At 64.0% G+C, this 18,786-nt stretch carries 20 protein-coding genes and 1 riboswitch; of the genes, 4 read left to right on the top strand and 16 right to left on the bottom strand.

Annotated elements, in window-relative coordinates; all coding sequences use genetic code 11:
• Positions 1-3 precede the first annotated feature (3 nt).
• Positions 4-1,131, bottom strand: coding sequence for an S-(hydroxymethyl)glutathione dehydrogenase/class III alcohol dehydrogenase (locus KUV49_RS16230; protein ID WP_222450851.1), 1,128 nt, complete (start codon positions 1,129-1,131; stop codon positions 4-6).
• 163 nt (positions 1,132-1,294) lie between these two features.
• Between KUV49_RS16230 and KUV49_RS16225 the strand changes: the two genes are divergently transcribed.
• The gene (locus tag KUV49_RS16225; protein ID WP_222450850.1) at positions 1,295-1,909 is read left to right on the top strand and encodes a hypothetical protein; all 615 of its coding nucleotides are present in this window, start codon (positions 1,295-1,297) and stop codon (positions 1,907-1,909) included.
• Between the two features lie 3 nt (positions 1,910-1,912).
• Here the strand turns inward: KUV49_RS16225 and KUV49_RS16220 are convergent, their stop codons facing one another.
• The gene (locus KUV49_RS16220) at positions 1,913-2,944 is read right to left on the bottom strand and encodes a quinoprotein relay system zinc metallohydrolase 2 (RefSeq protein WP_222450849.1); all 1,032 of its coding nucleotides are present in this window, start codon (positions 2,942-2,944) and stop codon (positions 1,913-1,915) included.
• Between the two features lie 107 nt (positions 2,945-3,051).
• On the opposite strand from KUV49_RS16220, the gene KUV49_RS16215 reads away from it, so the two are divergent.
• On the top strand, positions 3,052-3,861 hold the full coding sequence (locus KUV49_RS16215; protein WP_222450848.1) for a quinoprotein dehydrogenase-associated SoxYZ-like carrier: 810 nt from the start codon (positions 3,052-3,054) through the stop codon (positions 3,859-3,861).
• Between the two features lie 83 nt (positions 3,862-3,944).
• On the opposite strand, the gene KUV49_RS16210 is transcribed toward KUV49_RS16215, so the two are convergent.
• The 4 genes from KUV49_RS16210 to ectA are packed head-to-tail and all read right to left on the bottom strand — an operon-like array spanning position 3,945 to position 7,656.
• A complete protein-coding gene (locus tag KUV49_RS16210) occupies positions 3,945-5,378 on the bottom strand; it encodes an aspartate kinase (RefSeq protein ID WP_222450847.1) in 1,434 nt (477 codons plus the stop codon).
• 4 nt (positions 5,379-5,382) lie between these two features.
• A complete protein-coding gene (locus tag KUV49_RS16205; protein ID WP_222450846.1) occupies positions 5,383-5,784 on the bottom strand; it encodes an ectoine synthase in 402 nt (133 codons plus the stop codon).
• 5 nt (positions 5,785-5,789) lie between these two features.
• The gene (gene ectB / locus KUV49_RS16200) at positions 5,790-7,079 is read right to left on the bottom strand and encodes a diaminobutyrate--2-oxoglutarate transaminase (protein WP_222450845.1); all 1,290 of its coding nucleotides are present in this window, start codon (positions 7,077-7,079) and stop codon (positions 5,790-5,792) included.
• Positions 7,080-7,131: 52 nt separating this feature from the next.
• Positions 7,132-7,656 carry a diaminobutyrate acetyltransferase gene (ectA, locus tag KUV49_RS16195; RefSeq protein ID WP_222450844.1) on the bottom strand — a complete coding sequence of 175 codons (525 nt, stop codon included), beginning with the start codon at positions 7,654-7,656 and terminating at the stop codon, positions 7,132-7,134.
• A gap of 246 nt (positions 7,657-7,902) precedes the next feature.
• Here ectA and KUV49_RS16190 point away from each other — a divergent pair, with 246 nt between their 5' ends.
• Positions 7,903-8,385, top strand: coding sequence for a MarR family winged helix-turn-helix transcriptional regulator (locus tag KUV49_RS16190; protein WP_152497825.1), 483 nt, complete (start codon positions 7,903-7,905; stop codon positions 8,383-8,385).
• Between the two features lie 18 nt (positions 8,386-8,403).
• On the opposite strand, the gene KUV49_RS16185 is transcribed toward KUV49_RS16190, so the two are convergent.
• From KUV49_RS16185 to thiO, 10 genes are all read right to left on the bottom strand, one after another.
• Positions 8,404-8,847 (bottom strand): response regulator, encoded by a 444-nt coding sequence (locus KUV49_RS16185; RefSeq protein ID WP_261393375.1) that lies wholly within the window; start codon positions 8,845-8,847, stop codon positions 8,404-8,406.
• Positions 8,848-8,849: 2 nt separating this feature from the next.
• A complete protein-coding gene (locus KUV49_RS16180) occupies positions 8,850-10,001 on the bottom strand; it encodes a PAS domain-containing sensor histidine kinase (RefSeq protein ID WP_222450843.1) in 1,152 nt (383 codons plus the stop codon).
• 124 nt (positions 10,002-10,125) lie between these two features.
• A complete protein-coding gene (locus tag KUV49_RS16175) occupies positions 10,126-12,117 on the bottom strand; it encodes an ATP-binding protein (RefSeq protein ID WP_315899532.1) in 1,992 nt (663 codons plus the stop codon).
• Between the two features lie 150 nt (positions 12,118-12,267).
• Entirely contained in the window at positions 12,268-12,633 is a 366-nt protein-coding gene (locus tag KUV49_RS16170) for an Hpt domain-containing protein (protein WP_222450841.1), read from the bottom strand.
• Positions 12,630-13,577: a PleD family two-component system response regulator gene (locus KUV49_RS16165; RefSeq protein WP_222450840.1), complete on the bottom strand. Its 948-nt coding sequence runs from the start codon at positions 13,575-13,577 to the stop codon at positions 12,630-12,632. The genes KUV49_RS16170 and KUV49_RS16165 overlap by 4 nt, the downstream gene beginning before the upstream one ends.
• A 201-nt stretch (positions 13,578-13,778) precedes the next feature.
• Entirely contained in the window at positions 13,779-14,792 is a 1,014-nt protein-coding gene (locus tag KUV49_RS16160; RefSeq protein ID WP_222450839.1) for a HesA/MoeB/ThiF family protein, read from the bottom strand.
• A complete protein-coding gene (locus KUV49_RS16155; protein WP_222450838.1) occupies positions 14,789-15,385 on the bottom strand; it encodes a thiamine phosphate synthase in 597 nt (198 codons plus the stop codon). The genes KUV49_RS16160 and KUV49_RS16155 overlap by 4 nt, the downstream gene beginning before the upstream one ends.
• Positions 15,382-16,155 (bottom strand): thiazole synthase, encoded by a 774-nt coding sequence (locus KUV49_RS16150; RefSeq protein ID WP_222450837.1) that lies wholly within the window; start codon positions 16,153-16,155, stop codon positions 15,382-15,384. The genes KUV49_RS16155 and KUV49_RS16150 overlap by 4 nt, the downstream gene beginning before the upstream one ends.
• Positions 16,156-16,158: 3 nt before the next feature.
• Entirely contained in the window at positions 16,159-16,356 is a 198-nt protein-coding gene (thiS, locus tag KUV49_RS16145) for a sulfur carrier protein ThiS (protein ID WP_222450836.1), read from the bottom strand.
• A complete protein-coding gene (gene thiO / locus KUV49_RS16140) occupies positions 16,340-17,338 on the bottom strand; it encodes a glycine oxidase ThiO (protein WP_222450835.1) in 999 nt (332 codons plus the stop codon). Before thiO ends, thiS begins: the two co-directional genes overlap by 17 nt.
• Positions 17,339-17,435: 97 nt before the next feature.
• Positions 17,436-17,536, bottom strand: a riboswitch (TPP riboswitch).
• A 222-nt stretch (positions 17,537-17,758) separates the two neighbouring features.
• On the opposite strand from thiO, the gene KUV49_RS16135 reads away from it, so the two are divergent.
• On the top strand, positions 17,759-18,739 hold the full coding sequence (locus KUV49_RS16135; protein ID WP_222450834.1) for a peptidoglycan-binding domain-containing protein: 981 nt from the start codon (positions 17,759-17,761) through the stop codon (positions 18,737-18,739).
• Positions 18,740-18,786 lie beyond the last annotated feature (47 nt).

Here is an 18,786-nt window from a genome sequence, read left to right as displayed (position 1 = left end):
AAATCAGAACTCCACCACCGCGCGGATCGACTTGCCCTCGTGCATCAGTTCGAACCCGTGGTTGATCTCTTCCAGCTTGAGCTTGTGGGTGATCATGGGGTCGATCTCGATCTTGCCGTCCATGTACCAGTCGACGAATTTCGGCACGTCCGTCCGGCCCTTGGCGCCACCGAAGGCGGTCCCTTTCCAGACCCGGCCGGTGACCAGCTGGAAGGGGCGGGTGGAGATTTCGGCGCCCGCGGGGGCCACGCCGATGATGACCGAGCAGCCCCAGCCGCGGTGCGAGCATTCCAGCGCGTCGCGCATCACCTTGACGTTGCCGGTGGCGTCGAAGGAATAGTCCACGCCGCCGATCTGGTCGTTGCCCTTCTTGGTCATGTTCACGATCTCCTGGACCGTGTTCTCGACCTTGGTGGGGTTGACGAAATGCGTCATGCCGAACTTCTTGGCCATCTCGGCCTTGTCGTCATTGAGATCGACGCCGATGATCATATCGCAGCCCGCCATGCGCAGGCCCTGGATCACGTTGAGGCCGATGCCGCCGAGGCCGAAGACCGCCGCGGTGGAGCCGATCTCGACCCCGGCGGTGTTGATCACCGCGCCGATGCCGGTGGTGACGCCGCAGCCGATATAGCAGATCTTGTCGAAGGGTGCGTCCTCGCGCACCTTGGCCAGCGCGATTTCGGGCATGACCGTGTGGTTGGCGAAGGTCGAGCAGCCCATGTAATGGTGAATCGGCGTGCCATCCAGCATCTTGAACCGGGTGGTGCCGTCGGGCATCAGGCCCTGGCCCTGCGTGTTGCGGATCGCCGTGCAGAGATTGGTCTTGCCCGACAGGCAGGACGCGCATTCGCGGCATTCGGGCGTGTAGAGCGGGATCACGTGATCGCCGGGTTTGAGCGTGGTGACGCCTTCGCCCACTTCCATCACCACGCCGGCACCTTCATGGCCCAGGATGGCGGGGAAGATGCCCTCGGGGTCGTCGCCCGAGCGGGTGAATTCGTCGGTGTGACACAGGCCCGTGGCCTTGATTTCCACCAGAACCTCGCCGGCCTTGGGGCCTTCGAGTTCGACTTCCATAATTTCCAGTGGTTTGCCGGCCTCGAGGGCCACGGCAGCTTTGGTGCGCATGATAGTGTATTTCCTCCCGTTCGCGCCGCAGACAGGCACGTGAATCAAGGTTATGGTAGGGGGCGGCCATGCCGCCGCACAATTAGTACCTTGGTTGGTATTCCATTGTGAACCCTTGCCGGGGATGGATGGGCATGTTCCCATGGGACCAAGGGAGGACCGTATGAGGACGCTGGTTTTAACGGCATTCGCTGCCGTCATGGGCACCGCCGCGCCATTGCTGGCGGCGGATTTTTCGGACCCGACGTGGCCCTGCGTGCAGCGCAAGGTCGAGGAGCTGTCGCTGGGGCTGATGTGGCCCATCGCGCTGCCGGAGGACGAGGTCGAGGATCCGGCGCTGGCGGCGGATATCCGGGACCTTGCCGGAACGCTTGCGGTGCGGCGGCTGGAGATGGACGCACTGCGGCAAGCGGCGGAGGAGTTTGCCGGGCGCTGGCCGGAGAACAGGGCGGACAACCTGGGACGGGCGTTCGCGCAGACGTTCAAGTCGCTCAACACCCGCCGGTCGCGGATCATCAACGGAATCGCGGATTTCTCGCTGGGGCAGATCGCGCTGGCCGAGAAGATCGACGAGATGCGGCTGGAGATGGACACCGCGCTGGAAGCGGACGCGCCGGATTACGACCGGATCGACGCGTTGGAGGAAAAGCTGGACTGGGACCAGGTGATTTACTCGGACCGGCAGCAGTCCATCACCTACCTGTGCGAGACGCCGCAGCTGATCGAAAAGCGGCTGTTTGCCATCGCGCAGATGCTGCAGGACGTGGCCGAGGACTAATCGCTATTCCCATTCCAGTTCGGTAAAGGCGACGGTGGCATTGCGGGGGTTGTAGGCCTCGAAAAGCTGCCAGTTGTGCGCCTCGCTGTCCGCGATCGTGGTGACGGCATCGCCAAGGCGGGTGCCGTTCGCAATGGCGGCGCGGGTGTCGTCGCGCAGGGTTTCGAGATAGCGGCGCTGGTCCTTTGCGCCTTCGGGCCAGTCCAGCACCGGGCCGCCATGGCCCGGCACGATGCGGGCGATCTCCAGTGTTTGCAGCTGTTCCAGCACGTCGAGCCAGCCCAGCACGCTGCCGTCGAGGGCGGGGGTGTGCAGGTGGAATATCAGATCTCCTGTGAAGAGCGTGCCGGTTTCCTGGTCCAGCACGGTCAGGTCGTTGCCGGTATGCGCGGTGGGCCATGCGTGCAGGGTGAGGATGCGGTCGCCGAGATCGATCTGCATCGGCGCGTCGGGCTCTACGGTGATGTCCGCGTCCGGGGCGGTGGAGCCGGCGAAGGCGGGGCCGATGAGGCGCGTGAGGCTCTCCGCGTAATTGGCCTGCCGGTCGGCCAGCGCGCGGGGCAGGGTGGCGTGGGAGACGATATTGGCCCCGGTGGTGCGAAAGGCGTCGGTGCCCAGCACGTGATCGGGATGCATATGGGTCAGGATGACGTGGCTGACGGGCTTGTCGGTGTGCTGACGGATGGCGCGCCACAGCGCTTCGCCGATCCAGCGGGCCGAGCCGGTGTCGATCACCGCGACGCTGTCGGCGCCCACGATGAAGCCGAGATTGGCGACGTCGCCGCGATTGTCCGGGTCGGGTTCCTCGATCCGGCCCAGATGGGCGAAAACGCCCGGGGCGACCTCGGTCACGTCCAGCGCGGGGCCGGCAGACACGCAGCGCGGGTCGTCGAATTTCTTTGACAATTCGGGCATTTGCGCCTCGCACGCGGCCTGGGTGGGCGTCTCGTACCCCGCCAGCAACATGTCGCGGCAGGCCGGGTCGGCCCCGCCAGAGGCAAACGCAAGACAGGCTGTGACCACGATTTCGAACATGGCCGGATCTTGCCACACGCGATTGTGAGGTCCATGCCCCATTTCGTATAAGTGGATTTTGCCGCCGTTTCGTGGCATAACACGGTCGCATTACGGGAGGAGACCGTATGAGACATGCGATTGCATCCGTCCTGGCGCTGGGCCTTGTGGCCTTGCCTGGCTGGGCTGAGGAGGCGGTCAAGAACCCCTTGACCGAAAGCCCGACCTGGCAGGATCTGCGCTATGACGTGCTGGGCGAGGCCACGCTGGAGGAGGCGGAAGGCCCGCTCAGCGTCGAGGCGCCGTACCGCGCCCATGACGCGGCGACCGTGCCGGTGCACCTGAAACAGACCGATCCGGACGCGCAGATCACCTCGGCCACCGTGGTGATCGACGAGAACCCCGCGCCGGTGGCGGGGGAATTCACCTTCGGGCCCGGCATGGGACCGCTCGATTTCGAGATGCGGGTGCGGGTGAACCAGTATTCCAACGTGCGGGTGATCACCGAGACCGAGGACGGTCTTTTCATGACCGGGCGGTTCGTGAAGGCGTCGGGCGGCTGTTCGGCCCCGGCCTCGAAAGACCCCGAGCAGGCACTGGCGGGCATGGGCCGGATGAAGCTGCGCAGCTTCGGCGAGACGGCGGCGGTGTCCACGCCCCGGCGCGAGGCGCAGATCATGATCCGCCATCCGAATTATTCCGGGCTGCAACGGGACCAGGTCACGCAGCTTTTCATCCCGGCGCATTTCATCGACACGATCGAGGTGCGGCAGGGCGACGAGATGCTGTTTTCGATGACCGGGGGCATTTCGATCTCGGAAAACCCGTCTTTCCGGTTCTTCTATAACGACAACGGGTCGGCGGACCTGACGGTGAAGGCCACGGATACCGAGGGTAACGTGTTCGAAAGCACCTTGCCGAAATCGCTGGACGGCTGAGCACCGATTGATCGTCGGAATGCAAAAAGCGCGTGTCGGGATGCCGACACGCGCTTTTCGTTTCGAGCGGGGCAAGGCCGCTGTCAGGCAGCGATGGTGATGTCAGACTTTTTTGCAGGGTCGGACGCCTTGCCGAAGAACGTGTCGTGCAGCGCCTTGATCGCCGGGTCGCGGTCTTCGCGTTCAAGTATGAACTGCGTGTCGACGTGGCGCGGACCCTGGGTGGCACCCAGTGAGGCCATGCCGTTGTCGTCCAGCGCCTGAAGGCCGCGTTGCAGGCTGCTGAGCCCGTCGAGATCACGCCCGATGACGGAGACCAGCGCAAGCTTGCGGTTGCGGATCTCGGACTGGGGGTATTTCTCGGCCAGGTCGTCCGCCACCTTGCGCATGGCCTTGACCGATGCGTCCACGTAATGCGTGATGGTGTTGGCGTTCGACGCTTTCGACACGATGCGCACGTCGTGGCGCGTCAGGGTGTCGAGGATGGCGGCATCGTAGCCTTTGACGCCGACCATGTCCTGTTCGAACACTTCCAGCGCGATGATATCAAGGCCCGTGACCATTTCGACCGCCGGCGTGTCGGCGGGTTGATCGTCGATGACCGTGCCGGGCTCGTCCGGCTCGAACGCGTTGGTGACGCGCAGGGGCACGCCGGCCTGGCGCAGTGTCTTGGCGGCGGAGGGGTGGATCGCCTCCATCCCGAGGTTCGCCATCTGGTCGGCCACGTCGTAGTTGGTGTGACCCAGGGTGCGCACGTTCTCGGCACCGACCAGCTTGGGGTCGGCAGAGGAGAGGTGGAACTCCTTGTGGATGATGGCTTCGCGTGCGCCGGTGAGGGCGGCCATCTGCGAGAACGTGACCTCGGAATAGCCGCGGTCGAATTCCTTCATCAGGCCCTCGCGGCACTGGGCATAGCCGGTGACGATGGGCATCTCGGTGGCCGGGTCAACGCTGGACATGGCGTTGTTGATGCGCTCGTCCAAGGTGACTTCGCCATCTTCGCGCCAGCCGGTGAGGTCGACCGCGCGGGCATTCACGCCGGCGCGCTTCAGCACCAGCGCGGCCACGTGGGCGCTGTGCGCCTCGCCGAGGCCCGACAGCAGCTCGCGGATGTGCATCAGATGCGCGTTCAGGCGGAAATGGCCGTAGGAGCACAGGCGCTGCAGGTCGATCAGGCAGTTGCGCGCGCCCTCGATGCGTTCATTCACGAAGGCCGTGGCCTGCGATATGTCGCCGGGATGCTCGAGCACGTCCTCGTGCGCCTTGATCATGGCGCGACAGGCGCGGGTCAGCGCGTCGTGCCAGCCATGGTCGTCTTCGGCGTCGGCGAATGCCGCATAGGCGCCATCCTCGCCGGTCTTCTTGTGCTCCAGCAACATGTCGGTGATGCCGCCGAAGGCCGAGACCACGAAGATGCGACCGTACTGAGGCTCTCCATCCTTGATGAACAGGGTGTCTCGCAATTCGTGCAGGCGGGACATGGACGTCCCGCCGATTTTTTCCACTGTGTGGGTCATGGGGTCACGCCTCGGCGGTTTCGGGCGCCGCGTAGGAGCCATCTTCGCGATGGACCTCGTTGCCGGTAACCGGCGGATTGAAGCAGCAGGCCATGACCAGCTCTTCGGTGGCGCGCAGGATGTGGCGGTCGTGCTTGTCCAGCGCATACATCACGCCGGGCTTGATCTCGTGGGTTTCGCCGGTGGCGATATCGGTGATCGAGCCGGTGCCCTGCATGCAATAGACGCTCTCGAAGTGGTTCTTGTATTCGAACGTGTGTTCGGACCCGGCCTCGAGGAAGGTGATGTGGAACGAAAAGCCCATATTGTCGTCGGCCAGCAGCATCCGGACGCTTGTCCAGTTGGCGTCCGAAACGACGCGGTCCTTCTCGGTCTCGGTGATCTTGTTGAAGTCTCTGACAATCATTTCGGTTACTCCGCTGCGATATTGTGGCCTTCGACGCAGGTCGAGGCGGCTTTTTCCAGGATATCGAGGCCTTTCTCGAACAGCTCGACCGAGATGGTCAGCGGTGCAAGCACCTTGACCACTTCGTCGAAGCTTCCCGAGGTCTCGATGATCAGGCCGTTGCGGAACGCTTCGCCGCAGATCTGTTCGGCCAGTTCGCCCGAGCCCACATCGACGCCGCGCATCATGCCCCGGCCCTTGAGCCTGGCGCCCGGCACCATGTCGGCGATGCGTTGCAGGCGGGTCTCGAGGATCTTGGCCTTTTCGGCGATCTCGTTCTTGAAGGTGTCGTCCGACCAGAACTTTTCGAGCGCGACGCGGGCGGTGACGAAGGCGTGCGTGTTGCCGCGGAACGTGCCGTTATGCTCGGCCGGTTTCCAGATGTCGAGGTCGCGGCGGATCAGCAGCGCGGCGAAGGGCAGGCCGAGGCCGGACAGCGATTTCGCGAGCGGGATCATGTCGGGTTCGACATCCATGTCGTCGAAGCTGAAGAAGCTGCCGGCGCGGCCGATGCCGGCCTGGATGTCGTCGACGATCAGCAGGGTGCCGTGTTTCTTGGCCAGGCGGCCCAGGCGTTCGACCCATTCCTTCGATGCGGCGTTGAGTCCGCCTTCGCCCTGCACCAGTTCCACCAGGAACGCGGCGGGGGCTTCGACACCGGACGAGGGGTTGTCGAGCATCATTTCCATCTGGGCAATCGTATCGACGTCGTCGCCGAACGCGCCTTCGTAGGGCATCCGGTTCACGTCGGGAAGCGACACGCCCCCCGCGCCACCACGTTTCCCGGCATTGCCGGTCGCGGCCAGGGCACCCATGGTCATGCCGTGGAAGCCGTTGGTGAAGGCGATGATGTCGCGCCGGCCCGTGACCTTGCGGGCAAGCTTCAGCGCGGATTCGACGGCGTTGGTGCCGGTCGGGCCGGTCATCATGATCTTGTGGTCCATGCCGCGCGGCTCGAGGATCAGCTTCTCGAACGTCTCGAGGAACTGCGCCTTGGTGTCGGACATCATGTCGAGCCCGTGGGCGATGCCGTCATTCGAGATGTGCTCGAGCAGGGCTGCCTTCATGTCGGGATCGTTATGGCCGTAGTTCAGCGAGGAACAGCCGGCCAGGAAGTCGATATAGGTGCGACCGTCCACATCGGTCATTTCGGCGCCGGATGCGGAGGTGAACACCGTGTCGAACCCGCGGCAGTAGCTGCGGGCTTCGGATTCGCGGCGTTCAAACACAGCTTTCGGTGAGGTATTCGTAGACATTACGACCTCTCTTTCAGAATTGAATGTGAGGGGAAAACGGTGCGGCCCTGGGTCAGGCCGCGTTTGCAAACTCTTCGGCGAGCGTAATGGTTACGAGGTTTTCAGTCTTGCTTTGACCGTTAAAGTGCTCGTCCTTTTCGTAATACGCCTGAGCGTCGAGTTTGGTTCCGAACTCGTCGGTGAATTTACGGAAAAGCGCCCAGGAGGCGTCGTTATCCGAGGTGATCGTCGTCTGGATGCGCGTCACGCCTTCGCAGGCTTCACGCTCCAGTGCTTCTTTCAGCATCAGGGAACCCAGGCCCATGCCACGTGCCGTCTCGGACACGGCGACCTGCCAGACGAACAGGGTCTCGGGGTCGCTCGGCATCACGTAGGCCGACACCCAACCAACCGGCTGACCTTCGATCTCGGCCAGCACGCATGTGTCTGCGAAGTGATCGCACTGGATCAGGTTGCAGTACATCGAGTTCTCGTCGAGCGGCTTGCACTCACGGACGAGCTCCCAGATCTCCGAGCCGTCGGTCGGCTCGGGGCTGCGCAGGGTCGGGATCGTTTCTTTCGCAAGGTCGCGGGGCATAGTTTGGTTCTCCGATTTGCTTTGGCAAACAAAGTAGCACTGGGGCGGGGGTACTTCAAGAGGCTAAGCATATTTTTTGTAAAGATGATCGGAATGGCCGAATTAACCTTGTTTTTAAGGTATTTGGGGGGAATTTACTTTGGTGGTCGCAGGAGGTCGTTATTAGTTAGTCTAACTACATAGGGCTTCACAAAACGGTTTTTCGGATATATGTTTAGCTATCCGAACGAAACGCAAAAGGTAGGAATGGACCGCATCGATACCTCATTAGTCGCACTCAGACGCATTCTCCGCGCGACCGACCGTTTCGGCCGCGAAGTGAAGGAATCTGCTGGCGTGACCCCGGCGCAGTTTCGTGTGTTGCAGATCATCGGCGAAACCGGACAGGCGACCGCGACGGCGATTTCATCGCGGATGCGCGTCACCCAGGCCACGGTCACGTCCCTGGTCGACAAGCTTGTCGGCGAGGGCATGGTTCTGCGCGAGAAGTCGACGCGCGACCGGCGCCAGACCAATATCCATCTGACCACGAAGGGCAGGGAGACTTTGGCCAGGGCCCCGGACCCGCTGCAACAGCGCTTCGTGCGCAAATTCTCGGTCATGGAGGACTGGGAACAGGCGATGCTGGTGTCGAGCCTGGAGCGCGTGGCGGCCATGCTGGATGCTGACGAGATAGATGCCGCGCCGGTCCTCGACTCGGGCGATTTCAAGAATCTGTCTGACGCCTGACGGCGCGCTCCGAGGCCGTCAGGACTGGCTGGCTTTGTGCCAGATCTCTTTAATCTGAGACGCGAGCAGCATCGGGTCCACCGGCTTGGTGATGACCGCGGCCGCGCCTTTCCGGCGCAATTCCTGCGAAAAGGAATCTTCCGCCTTGGCGGTCAGGAACACGGTCGGGACGGTCGCCAGCCCGGGCTGCTGCGTGATCAGTTTCCAGACTTCCTCGCCGGACATGTCGGGCATCATCATGTCAAGGAGCAGCATTTGCGGTTGCACGGATGCGGCTGCCTCGACGGCCTCCTGCCCCGACGCAAATTGATGAACGTTGAACGAACCGACTGTTTCCAGGGACATCTTGATGATGACGCGGATATCGGCGTCGTCGTCGACGTGCAGGATCGTTTCAAGAGGTTTACTCATTACGCTGATTTCCTCGGACTCTTTGGCAGGAAATTCCACGATAGTTGTCATGTTCATGCTCTCGCAACCCCGCGTGTTTCAATCGGATCGGTCCAGAGTACCAGATGCGCGGGGATGCGGAACTGGAACGTGCTGCCCTGGCCCACTTCGGACGTGAACGAGACAGGGTAGTCGAGACGCTTGAGGATGGCGTCGACGATGGCGAGCCCCAGCCCGGTGCCGGGCCGTTTCGTGCCGTCGCTGGCGCGGGCCTGCGAGAAGGGTTTGAACAGCATTCGAGTCTGATCCGGGGTGATGCCCGGGCCTTCGTCGGAGACGGAGACGACGATGCCGCCGTCCTCCTGCTCAAGGCCGAAACGCACGGTCGCGCCGGAAGGTGAGTACTTGATGGCGTTGGAGGCGAAGTTGGTGATGACCTGCGCAATGCGGTCGGAGTTGCCCATGACCATCGCACCGCGCAGGTCGCTCGAGATCTCGAGCTCGATGTCATGTTCGAAGGCGGTGCCGGACACTAGTTCCACCGTGTCATTGAGGCATTCGATGATGTCCATCTCGGCGATCGAGAAATCCATCTTGTCGCTGTTGATCTTCTCGAGGTCGAGGATGTCATTGACGATCGAGAGCAGGCGGTCGGTGTTGCGCACGGCGATGTCGACCACGCTTTGCGTCTTGTCGTCGAGATCGGCGACGACGCCGGCCTTGAGCAGACGCAGCGCGCCGTGGATGGAGGTGAGCGGTGTGCGCAACTCGTGGCTGACGGTCGATACGGTCTGCACCTTTTCAAGCTCCAGGCTCTTGCGGCCCGTGATGTCGCGCAGGACGGAGACGAAGAAATCTCCCTCGTCGGTGGTGCGGATCAGGCGCGTGGAGACCTCGATAGGGCCGGTAAAGTGCGTCAGTTCCATGGTGATCGAGTCGAGCTCGCCATTGAAAAGGGGGACCGCGGCGCGAAAGAAGGCCTTTTCGTTGAAGGTGGCTGCGGTGTCGCTGATGGTTTTCTCGCGGGCCTCTTCCCTGGTCCAGCCGTGCCGGTCGAGGGCGGCCGCGTTCATGTAGCGGATGCGCAGGGAATCGCTGGTGTAGACATAGACCCCGTCGTGGAGCGACTCGAGAATGGTTTCTAGAAATGCGAGTTCGGTGGGCGACCTGTCGAGCCTGGGGTGCCCGGTGCTTGCGTGCCTTTGTGGTTTAGACGTCTGTTGCATAGAAGCCCTTTCGAGTCGCGCTGGAAGTCGACAAAACCAGGGTAGCTGAACGCCATGGTGCCGATTGGGCCGGAACGTGGAAAACTTTAGGCAACGTCATAATGATATCCTTTTGCCGCATAACTCACGCGGCGATCTCCAGGGCTTTTGATTTGATGGGTAAAGTGATGCTGAACGTGCTGCCGTGACCGATTTCGCTTTCGACCGCGACGGAACCGCCGTGAAGTTCGATCAGTTCGCGGGTGATCGCGAGGCCCAGTCCGGCGCCGGAATTGCGCCGGGTGACGGAGGTGTCGACCTGCACGAACTGGTGGAAAATCTGGTCCAGGTGGTCTGCCGGGATGCCGCATCCGGTGTCGCGCACGTGGATGCGCAGATGCGTCTCGTCATGGTCGGATGAGATGTGGACTTCGCCCGTCTGGGTGAACTTGATGGCGTTCCCCACGACGTTGATCAGCGCCTGGCGCAGGCGCTTGGGATCGGCGGTGATGGGCAGGGAGGCGACGTCGGAGGTCAGCGCGATTCCCTTCTCGGCGGCCTTGATGCCAAGGCTGGAGGTCACGGTGCCGACCACCTCCTTTATGTTCAGCGTTTCGAATTCAAGCTCGACCGTTTCGGCCTCGAGCTTGGCGCGGTCGAGCACGTCGTTGATCAGCGCCAGCAGGTGATCGCTGGACGTGGTGATGCGGCCGGACATGCCAACCACCTCTTCGCGCAGGTCCTTGAGCGCCTTCAGACGTTCCGCGTCGGACGCATCGTCGCGCAGCTTGCTGTCGAGCGCCTTGTAGCCCGGCAGGACATCCACGTTTTCGAGGAACCGGGCATACCCGATGACCGAGGTCAGGGGCGTGCGCAGTTCGTGGCTGATGATGTTGAGGAAGTTGTTTTTCGCCTGGTTCGCCGCCTCGGCCTTTTCACGCGCCTGCTTGAGTTCGGTGATATCGACGCGGAACCCGACCGTGTTGCCGTCGGGCGAGCGGGTTTCGGCCACCTTCAACCAGCGTCCGTCGCCCAGCTTCTGCTCGATCGGCGCGGTCGGATTTGCGTGTTTGGCGAGACGTTCCTCGAGCCACTCTTCTTCGCGGCCGATGGCATCGGTGTATTGGCCGTTCCTGAGGCCCTCGCGCAGGATGTCCTCGAAGGTGTTGCCCGGCACGATCGCATCGCGCGACAGTTCGTAGTAGGACAGGTATTTCTCATTGGCAAAGACAAGGCGGTCGCGTGAATCATACAAGGCGAACCCGTCTTCGATGGAATTGATTGCCGAGCGCAGCTGGCTTTCGGCGGCACGCTTGGATCGGTACATGGTCCAGAGTGCCAGGATCATGGCACCCAGGAAACCGATGGCGAGAAAGCTGAGCGCCCATACCAGGTTCTTGATCCCCGTCCCGGTGGGCCAGCCAGCGGTGGGGACAAGGCCCATCTGCCAGGTGCTGCCGTCGGCAATGACGTGGCGCAGGACGGGCCTGTTGGCGAAGGTTTCTTGCGAACCGTAGAGCATGTTTATCGGGTGCTGGTCATCGCCCAGGCTGCGGATCGCGATGTCATACAGCATGAAACCGTGGCTCTGGGAAATCTCGGTCAGCAGGCGGTCGCGGTCGATGACGATCGACACGATACCCGTGGCAATGCGGGACATGTCGCTGTTGTTCGAAGCGTAGTACGGCATTCGTTGAATGAAGGCCTGTCCACCCTGAACGAGATCCACGGGTCCCTGCAACGACGTCTCGCCGAACTGCAAAGCCTTGTCGACGCCGAGCAACTGCTGCGGCACGAGGCGGTAATCCAGACCGATCGCCTTTTCATTGCCGACGACCGGATAGATCTGTTCCACGACGTAGCCGCGCGACCGTCCGACCAAGAGGATCGCAGGCGTCCGCGCAATCAGGGGCGCAACCAGGGCGCCGAAGCCTTCCTGCGTGACATCGGGGGATTGTTCGATCGCGTGGCGGATAGCGCGAGTGATGACATCGACTTGGGTCAGTTCGCGTTGCAATGCAGTTGCGATTGCATCTGCGTCATCATGCGCTTCATCATGTGCAGCTTGTTGCGCAAGGTTGAGAAGGTGCGCATTGATCTTGCTGGCCGCAAGCGCGGTCAGCGCCAGAACGAGCACGATCGTAAGTGACACCGATATCCAGCTTTCGCGATATCGGCAAATGTTCCAAAGTCTTTCTACTCGTTCATCCACACCAAGTGCCCCTCTTCGGTGGTTGGGGGGATCTGCGCGTACCCGGGGTTTGCCCCTCTTTGCCGCGCAGACCTATCAGTTCTCCGTCAGGTGATACTCCATAAGATCGAGAAACAATTCGATCCGTTCGTTCAGGCCGGTCCGTTCAGATTGCGACAAGTCCTGTCCCGCGGCCGTGGTGACGTGCTCTTCCAGCGCGCGCGCCTGCGTCGACAGGTCGTGAAGTCCAAGGCTTCCGGCAACGCCGCATATGCGGTGCGCCTCGAAGCCGACGGTTTCGAGCGCCGCGGCCGGGTCGGCGTCCAGCGCGATCCGGGCGGCTTCGATCCGGCAGATCCGCGCGTCGAGCCCGGCGCAGAACTGGACGCGCATGTCGTCCAGTGCGCGACTGATCGCGGTGCGTGCCGGATCGGCGGGGTGCCGGTTGGCGGAGGCGTTCATGCGATGGCCTGCATCGGGTGATGATCCTCGGCTTTTCCGGTCGCGCGACGGGCGCGGTCGATCAGGCTGGTCGGGCATTGCATGCGAAACAGCCCGGTGCGGACGGGCGTACCGACCGTCACCCGCGGCAGCGTCATGTCGATGGCGTCATAGCGCAGGCGCAGGGCCTCGAGCTCTTGGGTGAGGTTTTCCTCGATCCGCGCGCAATCGACATTGGGCTGGTCGAGCAGAAGGGCGACGATATCGCCGCTGCCCGGGCAGGTCAGCATGTGCGGAAACGCCGAAAGCGCCCGCGAGACGGCCTGTGCCATGTCGCCGATCAGGACCGCGTAGTAGGTGGAGTCCATCATCTTGAAATAGGTTTCCGCCATGGGCAGGTTCACGCAGATGGCGGAGGTCTGGCGCAGGCGCAGGTTGCCCTGCTTGAGAAGAAAGTTCTCCATCGACACCATGCTGACGGCACCTTCGACGTCGTCGAGAATGATCTCGCCTTCGAACGCGGCGGTGGGGAACAGGATGGCTTCCTGCTTGAGCACGTGTTCGTGCAGCAACCGCGCCTGGGCGCGCTCGGCAAGGATGTTGCGGGCCATTTCCAGGCGGATCTTCAGTTCGACCATTTCGAGCGGCTTGGTGATGTAGTCGTTGGCGCCCGCCATGAAGGCGGCGTCGATGGACGCCTTGTCGGTCAGCGCGGAGAGCATCACGATGGGTGTCGCCTGGTGGTGCGGAATGGCCCTCAGTCGCCGAACCAGTTCGATCCCGTCCATCGGCATCATGCGGATGTCGACGATGAAGCACTCCACGGGCTTGGTCTTGGCGGCAGCGATCTGCAGGGCTTCCGGCCCGGAAAAGGCGGTTTCGACGTTCCTGTAGCCCAGCTGTTCAAGCCGCGTTCTGAGCAAGTCGCAGAAGATCGGCTCGTCATCTATCGCAAGGATCCGCATTGTTTCTCTTTCCAGACTATTATTCTGTTCGCTCTCTGATTGTTCTCGTCCAATTCGGGCATTATTGTGGCGCAACGTTGAAAAAAAGAGATTTTTCAACGATTAATCACGCCAGTGTGGTTCTGGCGTTCTCGGAGGGCCGCGACCGGCCGCTATTCAACATACCAGTGCTGCAATCTGCGGGTGTCCGGTCCCGGCGGATCAGCCGCGATCGGTCGGCTCCGGCAGTGCGCTCGCGCCGGGTGCGTCGCCGGTCGCGACAAGTGCGATATCGCCGTCCCAGTGGCGTTGCAGATGCCTGGCGGCTTGCCAGGCTCGCAGGCCGGAGCGACAGGCGAAGACCGCGCGCTGTCCGGTCGCGGGGGGCTGGAGCCGGCCCGCGATGACGTCCGAGACGCTGCTCCGCCGTGCCCGGGGAGAGACAGGGTGCGGCGCTTCCTCGGTGCCGCGAAGGTCGACGACGACATCGGTGGGCTTGAGCTGGTCGGTCGCGATGAAATGCAGGCCTTCCGCCGGCTCGGGAGCCGTGTCGAAGCGGAAGCTGCTGCTGCGAAACGCCTGCATGTCGACCGTGAGCAGCTGGCCCAGCGGGGACGGCGTCTGCCCGGTGAGGCAGGCCAGCGCCATCTGGGCCTGCGCCGCGCCGATCATGCCCACCACCGGCCCCATCACGCCCGCCGTGGCGCAGGTGGCGGCGCGGTCGGGAAGATCGGGAAACACCGCGCGCAGCGAGGGCGCGGTGCCGCAGAAGCCGCCGACATAGCCCGAAACGCCCAGCACGGAGGCGCTGACAAGGGGCACGCCGGCGGCAAGGCACGTGTCGGAAAGGATGTAGCTGACCGCGAAACTGTCGGCGCAATCGAGCACCAGGCTGGCTTGCGCCACGAGGTCGGGCGCGTTGGCGGGATCGAGCGGGCAGGCAAGGGGGGTTATGCGGCAGTCGCTGTTGAGGCGGCGCAACGTGTCATGCGCGGCCTCGACCTTGGGCCTGCCGATGTCGTCTTCGCGAAAGAGGGTCTGGCGGTGCAGGTTGCCCAGAGAAACCGTATCGCCATCCACCAGGGTCATCCGTCCGATGCCCGCGCCCACCAGGTATTGCAGCGCCGGGGCGCCCAATCCGCCGGCCCCGACCACAAGCACATGCGCCGCCTTCAGCGCGGCCTGTCCGGCCTCGCCCATGCCGGGCAGGCAGGTCTGGCGGGCATAGCGGGTCATCGCGTTGCCGCCAGCCAGGCGCGCACCCGGGTTTCGGGGGCGTCGTTGAGCGTGATGTCGGTGACCGCGGCCACCACGTCTGCGCCTGCCTCGAAGGCGCCGGGCGCGCGTTCCACCGACAGGCCGCCGATGGCGATCAGGGGCAGGTCGCCGATCAGGCCGCGCCATTGGGTCAGACGGTCGAGGCCCTGTTCGTGCCATTTCATCTTTTTCAGGATGGTGGGATAGATCGGACCCAAGGCGACGTAGTCGGGATCGAGCGCAAGGGCGCGCTTGAGTTCGGCCCTGTCATGGGTGCTTATGCCGAGGCGCAGGCCAGCGTCACGAATGGCGGATATGTCAGCTGTATCAAGGTCTTCCTGGCCGAGGTGGATGTAGCTGCAGCCGGTGTCGATCGCCTCTTGCCAGTGGTCGTTGATGACAAGGGTGCAGCCGTGGCGCGCACATACGGCCCTGGACCGCAGGACATGGTCGCGCAGCGTATCGGGCGCGGCATCCTTGACGCGCAGCTGCACCAGCTTGATGCCCAGCGGGACCAGCCGCTCGATCCAGTCGGCGCTGTCGAATATGGGGTAGAAGCGGTCCAGTCTCATTCAAGAAACGCCTTGCCGAGAACCGGGGTGGAGGGGGTGGCCATGTCGCGCGGCTCCATCGGGTCGGCGGACTGCGCCAGTTTTCCGGCCCTGAGGGCGAGGGCGAAGGCTTCGGCCATGGCCGCCGGATCGCCCGCCTTGGCCACAGCGGTGTTGAGAAGGATCGCGTCGTAGCCCAGTTCCATCGCCGCCGTGGCTTGCGAGGGCAGACCCAGCCCGGCGTCGATCACCAGCGGCACGTCCGGGAAATGCGCCCGGAGCGCGCGCAGGCCGAAGATGTTGTTCAGGCCGAGCCCCGAGCCGATGGGGGCGCCCCAGGGCATCAGCACCTCGCAGCCCGCGTTGAGCAGGCGGTCGGCAACCACGAGATCCTCGGTGGTGTAGGGAAAGACCTGAAAGCCGTCTTCGGTCAGGATGCGGGCGGCCTCGACCAGGCCGAAGACATCGGGTTGCAGGGTGTCTTCCTCGCCGATGACCTCGAGCTTGATCCAGGGCGTGTCGAAGACCTCGCGCGCCATGTGGGCGGTGGTCACGGCCTCTTTCACGCTGTGGCATCCGGCGGTGTTGGGCAGGATATGCACGCCCAGGTCGCGGATCAGGTTCCAGAAACCCTGTCCGGCGCGGTCCTGCCCGCTTTCGCGGCGCAGCGACACGGTGGCGACGCTGGCGCCGCTGCGCCGAAACGCCTCTGCCAGGATGGCGGGCGACGGATATTGCGCGGTGCCCAGCATGAAGCCGTTGGCCAGCGTGGTGCCGTAGAAGTCGCGCATCGCTCAGCCGCCCTGCATCGGGGCGAGAACCTCGATGCTGTCGCCGTCCGCCAGAGCGTGATCGCCGCGCAGGGAGGCGGGCACGAACGTGCCGTTCACCGCTGTCGCCACCTTGGCGTCGCCATAGCCGTGGGCGTCCAGCAACTCGGCCAGGGTGGCGGCCTCGGCGTGCACGGGCGTGCCGTTAAGCTGCAATCTCATCGGAAACCTCCGGTGTCTTGTCGTGAAGGATCAGGTCCGCGACCATGCGCGCGAGCGCCGGCGCCAGAAGGAAGCCGTGCCGGTAGAGCCCGTTGGCCCGGATCAGGTTCCCGTCGCGGTGGATGCGGGGCAGGTTGTCGGGAAAGGCGGGGCGGCTGTCGACGCCGATCTCGACCACCTCGGCCTCGCCGAAGGCGGGGTTGAGCGCATAGGCCGTGCCCAGCAGTTCCAGCATCGCACGGGCGGTGACGTGCCGGCCCGCCTGGCCTTCGACCATCGTGGCCCCCAGCATGTAAAGGTCGTCACCCCGGGGCACCACGTAGATCGGCACGCGGGGGTGCAGCACGCGAACGGGACGGGTGAGCGACACGTCCGGGCACGAGAGGATCATCATCTCGCCCTTGACGCCGCGCAGATCGGCAAGCCGGTCGCGGGCCGCAAAGCCGCGGCAGTCGATGGTAAGGCCCTTCCGCGCATGGGCTTCGGGGTCGGCCTCTTCCTGAACGAGCTTCGCGCCATCGGCGGCAAGGCTGTCCCGCAGCGCGGCGAGGGCGGCGCGGGGCGAAAGATGCGCCTCGGTGTCGAAAAAGAGGCCCCGCGTGAAACGGGTGCCGAGGTCGGGCTCGAGCTGCGAGATCTCGGGGCCGGTGACGGCGCGGTGGCCGCTCGTCAGGCGGGCAAAACGGGCGAGATCGGCCTTGTCGCGCCCCGGCGACACGACAAGAGAGCCGCGCCGCCGGACGACGGCGCCGGTCTGTGCCTCCCACCAGTCGGCGGCCTCGCAGCCGAGCCGCACCACTGCCTCTTCGGCGCTTTCGCCTTCGCAATGGGGCGCCAGCATTCCGCCGGCCCACCAGGAGCAGGCATGCGGACCCGGCGCGACGTGCCGATCGATCAGGGTCACCTCGGCCCCACGGTCCAGCAGGGTGCGGGCGACACAAAGACCGGCGACGCCGGCGCCTATGACGACAACGGATGTCATGCCGATGCTCCTGGCCGGCAGATGGATGACGTGAGGATCATTCGGCGCGCCTCTCTGCTTGGGGCGTGCCAACGCGGAACGGAGATCAGTGCTGTCGATGCACGTTCTACCCGTTCCCTACGCCGGTATTGCCCGGATCAGGTTCGACGGGTCGGTGCACGCACCTCTCAGCCCTGGCGGGCCCCCCGACGGATGATATGTGACCTGCGGACCGGAACGATGCGCCCCGGTGCGGCTTCGTGCGTCATGGATACGTGACGTTGCTTCATACTGCAACATGCGAAACCGACCGATTGCGGCGCCGGGTTTTGCAACATGCTGCGCATTGGGCAGGCCCGGTGGCCGAATTTTGCCGTCCGACTTGACCTTTCGGCGGCGGCAGGCGTTATTCTTTTCCAGGCGTAATGGAAGGGATTTCCGGTGTTCGGATCGCGTACCTCGTTTCTGCCCTGGAAGGGTTTTGTCGCCTCGGCCATTGTAGTGGTGCTGGGAGGCGGTGCTGTGCTGGCGCAGACGGAAACGGCCGAGCCGTTGCCGGAACCGCCTGCAACCACCGTCAGCCCTCTGGACCCGCCCCGGGAGTCGCAAGAGGGCGCCGGGATCGACGTCATGGGCGCGGAGACAGACCGCGATGCGCCTGCGGTGACGGAACCCGCCGCGGCCGAGGATCCCGGAACGGCCGATGCGGCCGAGACGGAGACGGCCGCCGCGACACCGTCCCTGGTGGAGCAGGTGGCGGCCTGCTATGCTGGTACGTCCGATGCGGCCAGCGACGAAGAGGTGCGGTTGCGGTTCGTGCTGGACAGCGCCGGGCTGCTGCTGGGGATCCCCGAGCATGTCGGCGCGGAAGCGCAATCGGCCGTCCAGCGGCGGCTGTTTCTGGATGCCGTTGTCGCGCTGGAAGAGTGCGCGCCCTATTCCGTCAGCGGGGTCGAGACCACGTACGCGGCGACATTCACTCCGGCCGCGGTTACGTCGATTGCCGTTCTCGACACGGCAGGCCGGCCCGAGACGCCGCCTGTGCTTGGCACGGCGCGCGTGGATCAGACGGCGTCGGCCAGCGAGGATATCGAGGCCGCACTGGATCTGTCGCGCGACGAGCGGCGCGAGATCCAGAATCGCCTGCGCCTGGTCGAGTACGATCCGGGCAGCGCGGACGGGGTGTTCGGGCCGAATACGCGCACCGCGATCTCCACGTGGCAGGAGGCGCGCGGCTTTCCCGTCAGCGGCTATTTCAACGACGTGCAGCTGGCCGCGCTGCGGGAAGAAAGCCAGGCCGAATACGAAACGTTTCAGCGGACCGAGCCCAAGCCCAAGCCAAAGCGCAAGGCCAAGAGGGTGCGCGTCTGCAAGCGTGGCGTGTTCGGCGTGCTTTACGACTGCCGGTTCGTCTGGCGCTGACGCGCCGGGCGTGGGCCTGCACGCTCGGCTTTGCGCGGGGTCCGGAC

Origin of the sequence: Roseovarius atlanticus (genome assembly GCF_019802205.1) — a bacterium.
Lineage (GTDB): Bacteria > Pseudomonadota > Alphaproteobacteria > Rhodobacterales > Rhodobacteraceae > Roseovarius > Roseovarius atlanticus_A.
Note: the sequence above shows the minus strand (reverse complement) of the source record. Positions and strands in the feature narration are given on the sequence as shown.